This window comes from Shigella sp. SIG3 (assembly GCF_053555855.1).
Genome location: NZ_JBQZXE010000123.1, coordinates 1 through 10265, shown reverse-complemented (window position 1 = coordinate 10265; position 10265 = coordinate 1). Strand labels below are relative to the sequence as shown.

7 protein-coding genes and 2 pseudogenes are annotated in these 10265 nt (G+C 51.9%); all 9 read left to right on the top strand.

The features are described 5' to 3' along the window. The first annotated feature begins 85 nt into the window (after window positions 1-85). The 9 genes and pseudogenes from hpaI (at window position 86) to yjiA (ending at window position 10208) form a co-directional block, all read left to right on the top strand. The gene (gene hpaI / locus ACUU1I_RS17250; protein ID WP_000431715.1) at window positions 86-889 is read left to right on the top strand and encodes a 4-hydroxy-2-oxoheptanedioate aldolase; all 804 of its coding nucleotides are present in this window, start codon (window positions 86-88) and stop codon (window positions 887-889) included. A 21-nt stretch (window positions 890-910) separates the two neighbouring features. Next, window positions 911-2266 carry a 4-hydroxyphenylacetate permease gene (gene hpaX / locus ACUU1I_RS17245; protein WP_000213779.1) on the top strand — a complete coding sequence of 452 codons (1356 nt, stop codon included), beginning with the start codon at window positions 911-913 and terminating at the stop codon, window positions 2264-2266. Window positions 2267-2275: 9 nt separating this feature from the next. Then, a complete protein-coding gene (gene hpaA / locus ACUU1I_RS17240; RefSeq protein ID WP_000093500.1) occupies window positions 2276-3166 on the top strand; it encodes a 4-hydroxyphenylacetate catabolism regulatory protein HpaA in 891 nt (296 codons plus the stop codon). A 107-nt stretch (window positions 3167-3273) separates the two neighbouring features. Continuing rightward, a pseudogene (locus ACUU1I_RS17235) lies at window positions 3274-4130 on the top strand (MBL fold metallo-hydrolase). 226 nt (window positions 4131-4356) lie between these two features. Continuing rightward, window positions 4357-5915, top strand: a pseudogene (gene hpaB / locus ACUU1I_RS17230) (4-hydroxyphenylacetate 3-monooxygenase, oxygenase component). 17 nt (window positions 5916-5932) lie between these two features. Next, on the top strand, window positions 5933-6445 hold the full coding sequence (locus ACUU1I_RS17225; protein ID WP_001175450.1) for a 4-hydroxyphenylacetate 3-monooxygenase reductase subunit: 513 nt from the start codon (window positions 5933-5935) through the stop codon (window positions 6443-6445). Window positions 6446-6837: 392 nt separating this feature from the next. Continuing rightward, window positions 6838-8988, top strand: coding sequence for a pyruvate/proton symporter BtsT (gene btsT, locus ACUU1I_RS17220; protein ID WP_001298933.1), 2151 nt, complete (start codon window positions 6838-6840; stop codon window positions 8986-8988). Between the two features lie 49 nt (window positions 8989-9037). After that, on the top strand, window positions 9038-9241 hold the full coding sequence (locus tag ACUU1I_RS17215; RefSeq protein WP_000467859.1) for a YbdD/YjiX family protein: 204 nt from the start codon (window positions 9038-9040) through the stop codon (window positions 9239-9241). A 10-nt stretch (window positions 9242-9251) separates the two neighbouring features. Beyond that, entirely contained in the window at window positions 9252-10208 is a 957-nt protein-coding gene (gene yjiA, locus ACUU1I_RS17210) for a GTPase (RefSeq protein ID WP_001297640.1), read from the top strand. Window positions 10209-10265: the final 57 nt, after the last annotated feature.

Sequence of the window (10265 nt, the reverse complement as noted above, 5' to 3'; positions counted from 1 at the left end):
CCCCATAGCCCCGAAAAAGAGCCAGTCAGTTGCTTAACTGACTGGCATTACTCCATTAGCTGCCGCTTTGTTTAAGGAGAGAACGATGGAAAACAGTTTTAAAGCGGCGCTGAAAGCAGGCCGTCCGCAGATTGGATTATGGCTGGGGCTGAGCAGCAGCTACAGCGCGGAGTTACTGGCCGGACCAGGATTCGACTGGTTATTGATCGACGGTGAACACGCGCCGAATAACGTGCAAACCGTGCTCACCCAACTACAGGCGATTGCGCCCTACCCCAGCCAGCCAGTGGTACGCCCATCGTGGAACGATCCGGTGCAAATCAAACAACTGCTGGACGTAGGCACACAAACCTTACTGGTGCCGATGGTACAAAACGCCGACGAAGCCCGTAAAGCGGTACGCGCCACCCGTTATCCCCCCGCCGGTATTCGCGGTGTGGGCAGTGCGCTGGCTCGCGCCTCGCGCTGGAATCGCATTCCTGATTACCTGCAAAAAGCCAACGATCAAATGTGCGTGCTGGTGCAGATCGAAACGCGTGAGGCAATGAAGAACTTACCGCAGATTCTGGACGTGGAAGGGGTCGACGGCGTGTTTATCGGCCCGGCGGATCTGAGCGCCGATATGGGTTATGCCGGTAATCCGCAGCACCCGGAAGTACAGGCCGCCATTGAGCAGGCGATCGTGCAGATCCGCGAAGCGGGCAAAGCGCCGGGGATCCTGATCGCCAATGAGCAACTGGCAAAACGCTATCTGGAACTGGGCGCGCTGTTTGTCGCCGTCGGCGTTGACACCACCCTGCTCGCCCGCGCCGCCGAAGCGCTGGCAGCACGGTTTGGTAATAGTTCTTCTATTTCGATGGCGAAGCAAAACAACAACTCTGTCTACTAAACGTACGATGTGGAGCGCATCATGACGACCTCTACCCTGCAATATAAAGATAATAAAACTGTTGAAATTGAACATCGTGTCATTAATAAATTATTTCGTCGCCTAATCATTTTTCTTTTTATTCTGTTTGTTTTTTCGTTTCTTGATCGCATCAATATAGGATTTGCCGGACTGACAATGGGCAAGGATCTTGGCCTGACGTCCACAATGTTTGGCCTCGCCGCGACACTCTTTTATGTCACGTACGTCATGTGCGGGATCCCCAGTAATATGATGTTAGCGAAAATTGGCGCTCGTCGATGGATCGCTGGGATCATGGTGGTCTGGGGAATTGCTTCCACCTGCACAATGTTTGCAACAAGCCCCGAAACACTCTATCTACTGCGTATGCTGGTTGGTATTGCTGAGGCGGGTTTTTTACCTGGTATTTTGGTTTATCTGACCTGGTGGTTCCCGGCATATCATCGGGCCAGAGCCAATGCCTTATTTATGATAGCGATGCCAGTCACTATGATGCTGGGATTGATCCTTTCAGGCTACATTCTGGCCTTGGATGGACTGTGGAATCTAAAAGGCTGGCAATGGCTCTTTTTGCTGGAAGGTCTGCCATCGGTCATTCTTGGTGTCGTCACCTGGTTTTATCTCAACGACACACCAGACCAGGCGACCTGGCTTGATGAAAACGAAAAACAGGCTTTAAAAACGATGATTCTCCGTGAACAAGAGAGTGCATTTGCCCATGCATCTGTTCCACGCTCAACCTTACGTGAAGTCCTGACCCCAGCCATCATGCTATATACACTTGCTTATTTTTGCCTGACTAATACTCTGAGTGCGATTAATATCTGGACGCCGCAAATCCTACAGAGTTTCAATACTGGCAGTAGCAACATCATGATTGGTTTGCTGGCGGCCATCCCCCAATTCTGCACAATTTTTGGCATGATCTGGTGGAGTCGTCGTTCCGACCGTCTTAAAGAACGCAAAAAGCATACGATTCTTCCCTACCTGTTTGCCGCTGCCGGATGGTTACTCGCTTCTGCGACAGATCACAGCCTCATTCAACTGAGCGGCATCATTATGGCCTCAATGGGATCATTTACCGCGATGACTATCTTTTGGACAACACAGGATCAAGTTATAAGCTTGCAATCGCGTGCCGTTGCGATGGCTGTCATCAATGCTGTCGGCAATGTAGGTTCAGCAGTCAGTCCATTACTTATCGGTATTTTGAAAGATGCAACCGGCAGTTTTAGCTCAGGTTTGTGGTTTGTAGCAGGATTGCTGGTACTGGGCGCGTTAGTCATGACCCGAATCCCTATGGGGAGTCGGGAACACTCTCTTTCATCTGAACTTATCGCACCAAAACCACAATAAGGAGTCATGATGTCCAGTGAAGCTATCTTTGAACATGGTTATGAAAATATTGATTTGGTCCGGGAATATGATGCCCGCTACGCTGGTGAAGATGTGCATTATGAAACATTTACCCGGTTAGCGAATTTCTTTGGACGCGATATGCGCCCTCACTGGCACGATAGATATTTTCAACTCCATTATCTGGTCACTGGACGCATTACTTTACAACTGGATGAGCACTTCTATTCTGTGCGCGCACCGCTTTTTGTACTAACACCACCATCGGTGCCACATACTTTCTTTACTGATCCTGATAGCGATGGGCATGTTCTGACCGTACGTCAGGAGTTAATTTGGCCCCTGGTAGAAAAGCTCTGGCCTGGTAGTGGAGATGCCGCAATGCTACAAGGTATCTGTCTGTCACCGGAGGGAATGGAACATACACTGGCGGCATTAAATCATTATTGGCCGATAATATCCCTGGAGTTTCAACAAAATAAGCCAGGACGGGAAATTCTATTGCAATCACTGGCGCAAAGTATTTTTACAATCCTACTGCGTGAAGCACCACCAAATGATATTTCAACATGCAGCGTGCGCGGCGAGATGTGTTTATTCCAGAAGTTTAATCGGCTGATTGACGAAAATTATCGCCAACATTTAATGGTCCCTGAATATGCAACAATGCTCGGTATGAGTGAATCACGGCTTACCGAGCTGTGCCGACGTTTTGCCAATCAATCGCCGAAGAGATTGATTTTCGAACGAGTGAGCCGGGAAGCCAGACGGCTTCTGCTCTATAGCGAGCAAAGCATCAACCAGATAGCCCTTGATCTTGGCTACAAAGATCCCGCCTATTTCGCCCGTTTTTTCAACCGAATGATGGGTTGCTCACCAACACAATTCCGTGGTCGCTGACCATTTATCAACCTGAGAGACTCGACATGAAAATATCTTTACGCTCACTATTTGTGGCGTGCCTGATTGCGCCAGTGGCATTCACCTACGCCTCCGAACCGCAATAAATGAAAATTGTACTACTTGGAACGAAAGGTGGCCCTTCTTTATTAAAAGCTGACCGTTTACCGATGGCAACGGCACTTATTATTGGCAATAAAACCTGGTTAATTGATGCTGGTTACGGGGCCAGCTTACAACTGGTAAAAAATAATATTCCACTGCGCCAGATTGATAATATTTTACTCACCCATTTACACAGTGATCATATTCTGGACTATCCATCAGTCTTAATGAATGCATGGGCTAGCGGTCTGCAGGACAAAACTATTCATGTATTCGGTCCGCCAGGCACCCGAGCCATGACCGCTGCCAGTTGGCAGGTCTTCGATCGGGACATCACACTGCGTATGGAAGAAGAAGGAAAACCCGATCCTCGCAAACTCGTTACAGCTCAAGATGTTGGTGAAGGCGTAGTTTATAAAGATGATACCGTGACCGTGACTGCATTAAAGGTCCCTCATTCTCCTTTCCCTGACGGTGAGGCTTTTGCTTATCGCTTCGACACACAAGGCAAGCGAATTGTCTTCTCAGGAGATACCTCGTACTTTCCCCCACTGGCAACTTTCTCAGAAGGCGCTGATATACTTGTGCATGAGGCCGTACATGAGCCCTCCGTCGCTAAGCTGGCAGACAGTATTGGCAATGGTAAAACACTGGCAAAAGCCATTGCTTCTCACCATACGACTATTGAGGATGTAGGCAAAATTGCCAATGAAGCAAAAGTGAAAAAACTCATCCTTAGCCACCTGGTACCAATCACCGTTCCGGATGAAACATGGAAGCAAGAAGCACAGAAAACTATTCAGTCCCTATCGTCGTTGGTCATGAAAATATGACGATTACCATTCCATTCGCCCCATAAAAAATTCCGTCCCCGTTAGCCCTTGTTAGCGGGGAATATTATGATTTGCCTTACTGTAAGTTGATCACGATCGCAGTTTACTATTTAACTCCACCTTGCTGTCGAAAAGTACCAACGTTCGCCTGAACCGTCTCTTCCCGACAACCGCGTTCAACGCTTCAATTAAATAACAAAAACAACACACAAAATTAACAATCGTATTCCGATTAATACTGTAGAGGTCGACATGAAACCAGAAGATTTCCGCGCCAGTACCCAACGTCCTTTCACCGGGGAAGAGTATCTGAAAAGCCTGCAGGATGGTCGCGAGATCTATATCTATGGCGAGCGAGTGAAAGACGTCACCACTCATCCGGCATTTCGTAATGCGGCAGCGTCTGTTGCCCAACTGTACGACGCGCTGCACAAACCGGAGATGCAGGACTCTCTGTGTTGGAACACCGACACCGGCAGCGGCGGCTATACCCATAAATTCTTCCGCGTGGCGAAAAGTGCCGACGACCTGCGCCAGCAACGCGACGCCATCGCTGAATGGTCACGCCTGAGCTATGGCTGGATGGGCCGTACCCCAGACTACAAAGCCGCTTTCGGTTGCGCACTGGGCGCGAATCCGGGCTTTTACGGTCAGTTCGAGCAGAACGCCCGTAACTGGTATACCCGTATTCAGGAAACTGGCCTCTACTTTAACCACGCGATTGTTAACCCACCGATCGTCATTTGCCGACCGATAAAGTGAAAGACGTTTACATCAAGCTGGAAAAAGAGACTGACGCCGGGATTATCGTCAGCGGTGCGAAAGTGGTTGCCACCAACTCGGCGCTGACTCACTACAACATGATTGGCTTCGGCTCGGCACAAGTGATGGGCGAAAACCCGGACTTCGCACTGATGTTCGTTGCGCCAATGGATGCCGATGGCGTGAAATTAATCTCCCGCGCCTCTTATGAGATGGTCGCGGGTGCTACCGGCTCGCCATACGACTACCCGCTCTCCAGCCGCTTCGATGAGAACGATGCGATTCTGGTGATGGATAACGTACTGATCCCATGGGAAAACGTGCTGATCTACCGCGATTTTGATCGCTGCCGTCGCTGGACGATGGAAGGCGGTTTCGCCCGTATGTATCCGCTGCAAGCCTGTGTGCGCCTGGCAGTGAAACTCGACTTCATTACGGCACTGCTGAAAAAATCACTCGAATGTACCGGCACCCTGGAGTTCCGTGGTGTGCAGGCCGATCTCGGTGAAGTGGTGGCGTGGCGCAACACCTTCTGGGCATTGAGTGACTCGATGTGTTCAGAAGCGACGCCGTGGGTCAACGGGGCTTATTTACCGGATCATGCCGCACTGCAAACCTATCGCGTACTGGCACCAATGGCCTACGCGAAGATCAAAAACATTATAGAACGCAACGTTACCAGTGGCCTGATCTACCTCCCTTCCAGTGCCCGTGACCTGAACAATCCGCAGATCGACCAGTATCTGGCGAAGTATGTGCGCGGTTCGAACGGTATGGATCACGTCCAGCGCATCAAGATCCTCAAACTGATGTGGGACGCCATTGGCAGCGAATTTGGTGGTCGTCACGAGCTGTATGAAATCAACTACTCCGGTAGCCAGGATGAGATTCGCCTGCAATGTCTGCGCCAGGCACAAAGCTCCGGCAATATGGACAAGATGATGGCGATGGTTGATCGCTGCCTGTCGGAATACGACCAGAACGGCTGGACTGTGCCGCACCTGCACAACAACGACGATATCAACATGCTGGATAAGCTGCTGAAATAACGCAGCAGGAGGTTAAGATGCAATTAGATGAACAACGCCTGCGCTTTCATGACGCGATGGTCAGCCTGTCGGCAGCGGTAAATATTATCACCACCGAGGGCGACGCCGGACAATGCGGGATTACGGCAACGGCTGTCTGCTCGGTCACGGATACACCACCGTCGCTGATGGTGTGCATTAACGCCAACAGTGCGATGAACCCGGTTTTTCAGGGCAACGGCAAGTTGTGCGTCAACGTCCTCAACCATGAGCAGGAACTGATGGCGCGCCACTTCGCGGGCATGACAGGCATGGCGATGGAAGAGCGTTTTAGCCTCTCATGCTGGCAAAAAGGTCCGCTGGCGCAGCCGGTGCTAAAAGGTTCGCTGGCCAGTCTTGAAGGAGAGATCCGCGATGTGCAGGCGATTGGCACACATCTGGTGTATCTGGTGGAGATTAAAAACATCATCCTCAGTGCAGAAGGTCACGGACTTATTTACTTTAAACGCCGTTTCCATCCGGTGATGCTGGAAATGGAAGCTGCGATTTAAGCTCCAGCCCCTTCACGCATTCGTCGAAGGGGCATTTTTATTGTGATCTCAATCACATATCTACCCGATGAATAATTCTTGCCCAACCGCTCACCGCCATTCCTGACCGCTTACATCCCTAAAATAACCACTCAGTTATTTACCTTACTTTACGCGCACGTATCTCTGGCAACATCACTGCAGGATAGCGGTCAATTTACCTCCTCAAACGCAACGCAAACCTAGAACGGCTTCGGCCTATGATTAACAAATTACTCTATGGATTTTGGTTTGCAGGAAGGCAGCAAGTGAGTGAATCCCCGGGAGCTTACAAAAGTAAGTGTCAGAGGTGAACGAACGCAGCTGCCGCACCTGTAAGCCAAAAGACGACGAGTAAAATGCCAGGTTTTACTATGGATACGAAAAAACTATTCAAGCACATACCCTGGGTGATTCTCGGAATCATCGGTGCATTCTGCCTCGCGGTAGTTGCATTACGTCGGGGGGAGCACGTCAGCGCCCTGTGGATCGTGGTCGCCTCTGTGTCGGTGTATCTGGTGGCGTATCGCTACTACAGTCTGTACATCGCCCAGAAGGTGATGAAACTCGACCCCACGCGCGCGACGCCTGCGGTTATTAACAACGACGGTCTGAACTACGTTCCGACCAACCGTTACGTGTTGTTTGGTCACCACTTCGCCGCTATCGCCGGTGCTGGTCCGCTGGTGGGACCGGTTCTCGCCGCGCAGATGGGCTACCTGCCTGGCACGCTGTGGCTGCTGGCGGGGGTAGTGCTGGCCGGTGCGGTACAGGACTTTATGGTGCTGTTTATCTCCTCTCGCCGTAACGGCGCATCTCTCGGTGAGATGATCAAAGAAGAGATGGGGCCAGTACCGGGGACTATCGCGCTGTTTGGCTGTTTCTTAATCATGATCATCATCCTCGCCGTTCTGGCGCTGATTGTGGTTAAAGCCCTGGCCGAAAGTCCGTGGGGTGTCTTCACCGTTTGCTCAACCGTACCGATTGCGCTGTTTATGGGTATCTACATGCGCTTTATCCGTCCGGGGCGTGTGGGTGAAGTCTCTGTTATTGGTATCGTGCTGCTGGTTGCCTCTATCTACTTCGGTGGCGTGATTGCTCACGATCCGTACTGGGGTCCGGCACTGACCTTTAAAGACACCACCATTACCTTCGCGCTGATTGGCTATGCGTTTGTTTCCGCACTGCTGCCGGTGTGGCTGATCCTCGCACCGCGCGACTATCTGGCAACCTTCCTGAAAATCGGCGTTATCGTCGGCCTGGCGCTGGGTATCGTGGTGCTGAACCCGGAACTGAAAATGCCTGCGATGACCCAGTACATTGACGGTACTGGCCCGCTGTGGAAAGGCGCTCTATTCCCGTTCCTGTTCATCACCATCGCCTGTGGTGCGGTATCTGGCTTCCACGCGCTGATCTCTTCCGGTACGACGCCGAAACTGCTGGCTAACGAAACCGACGCGCGTTTCATTGGCTACGGCGCAATGCTGATGGAGTCCTTCGTGGCGATTATGGCGCTGGTTGCAGCGTCCATCATCGAACCGGGTCTTTACTTCGCGATGAACACCCCGCCTGCTGGCCTTGGCATCACCATGCCTAACCTGCATGAAATGGGTGGCGAGAACGCGCCGATCATCATGGCGCAGCTGAAAGACGTTACCGCACACGCGGCAGCGACCGTCAGCTCCTGGGGCTTCGTGATTTCGCCAGAGCAGATCCTGCAAACCGCGAAAGACATTGGTGAGCCTTCTGTCCTGAACCGTGCAGGTGGTGCGCCGACGCTGGCGGTAGGTATCGCTCACGTGTTCCACAAAGTGCTGCCGATGGCTGACATGGGCTTCTGGTATCACTTCGGTATTCTGTTCGAAGCCCTGTTCATCCTGACCGCGCTGGATGCGGGTACCCGTTCTGGCCGCTTTATGCTGCAAGACCTGCTGGGTAACTTCATCCCGTTCCTGAAAAAAACCGACTCTCTGGTTGCCGGTATCATCGGTACTGCGGGCTGTGTGGGTCTGTGGGGCTACCTGCTGTATCAGGGCGTGGTCGATCCGCTGGGCGGCGTTAAGAGCCTGTGGCCGCTGTTCGGTATCTCCAACCAGATGCTGGCAGCCGTAGCGCTGGTACTGGGCACCGTTGTGCTGATTAAGATGAAGCGCACCCAATACATCTGGGTAACTGTTGTTCCGGCTGTATGGCTGCTTATCTGCACCACCTGGGCGCTGGGTCTGAAACTGTTCAGCACCAACCCGCAGATGGAAGGCTTCTTCTACATGGCAAGCCAGTACAAAGAGAAGATTGCTAACGGTACTGACCTGACGGCGCAGCAGATTGCCAACATGAACCACATCGTTGTGAACAACTACACCAACGCAGGCCTGAGTATTCTGTTCCTGATTGTGGTGTACAGCATCATCTTCTACGGTTTCAAAACCTGGCTTGCGGTGCGTAACAGCGACAAACGTACTGACAAAGAAACACCGTACGTTCCAATCCCGGAAGGCGGCGTGAAGATCTCTTCGCACCACTAACCGTGTTTAGCCCCGCTTCGGCGGGGCTTTGTTCTTATCAGAGTGAACTATGTTTGGTAACTTAGGACAGGCAAAAAAATATCTCGGCCAGGCGGCGAAGATGTTGATTGGTATTCCAGACTACGACAACTACGTCGAGCATATGAAGACCAACCATCCCGACAAGCCGTACATGAGCTATGAAGAATTCTTCCGCGAACGCCAGAACGCGCGCTACGGCGGCGATGGTAAAGGCGGTATGCGCTGTTGTTAATGGAGAGAGCATGAACCCGATTGCAGTTACCCTACTCACCGGTTTTTTAGGCGCGGGCAAAACTACCCTGCTGCGCCATATTCTTAACGAACAACACGGCTACAAGATTGCCGTGATTGAAAACGAATTCGGCGAAGTCTCCGTTGATGATCAACTGATTGGCGACCGCGCCACGCAGATCAAAACGCTGACCAACGGCTGCATCTGCTGTTCGCGCTCCAACGAGCTGGAGGACGCACTACTCGACCTGCTGGATAATCTCGACAAGGGCAATATTCAGTTCGATCGTCTGGTGATTGAATGCACCGGCATGGCCGATCCCGGCCCGATTATTCAGACCTTTTTCTCCCATGAGATTTTATGCCAGCGCTACCTGCTGGACGGCGTGATTGCGCTGGTGGATGCGGTACATGCCGATGAGCAGATGAACCAGTTCACCATCGCCCAGTCCCAGGTGGGCTACGCCGACCGTATTCTGCTGACTAAAACCGACGTCGCAGGCGAAGCAGAGAAACTGCGTGAACGCCTGGCGCGCATCAACGCCCGCGCACCGGTCTACACCGTCACCCACGGCGACATCGACCTGGGCCTGCTGTTCAACACCAACGGTTTTATGCTGGAAGAGAACGTCGTCAGCACCAAACCGCGTTTCCACTTTATCGCGGATAAACAAAACGATATTTCGTCAATTGTGGTGGAACTGGATTACCCGGTAGATATCAGCGAAGTTTCCCGCGTGATGGAAAACCTGCTGCTGGAATCGGCGGATAAACTGCTGCGTTACAAAGGGATGCTGTGGATTGACGGCGAACCTAACCGCCTGCTGTTCCAGGGCGTCCAGCGCCTCTACAGCGCCGACTGGGACAGGCCGTGGGGCGATGAAAAACCGCATAGCACAATGGTGTTTATCGGGATTCAGTTGCCGGAGGAAGAGATTCGGGCGGCGTTTGCGGGATTGAGGAAGTAAGTTCGGGAAAGATCAACTTTTTGAGAGTTCCACCGCAACATTATTACGAGTGGAACT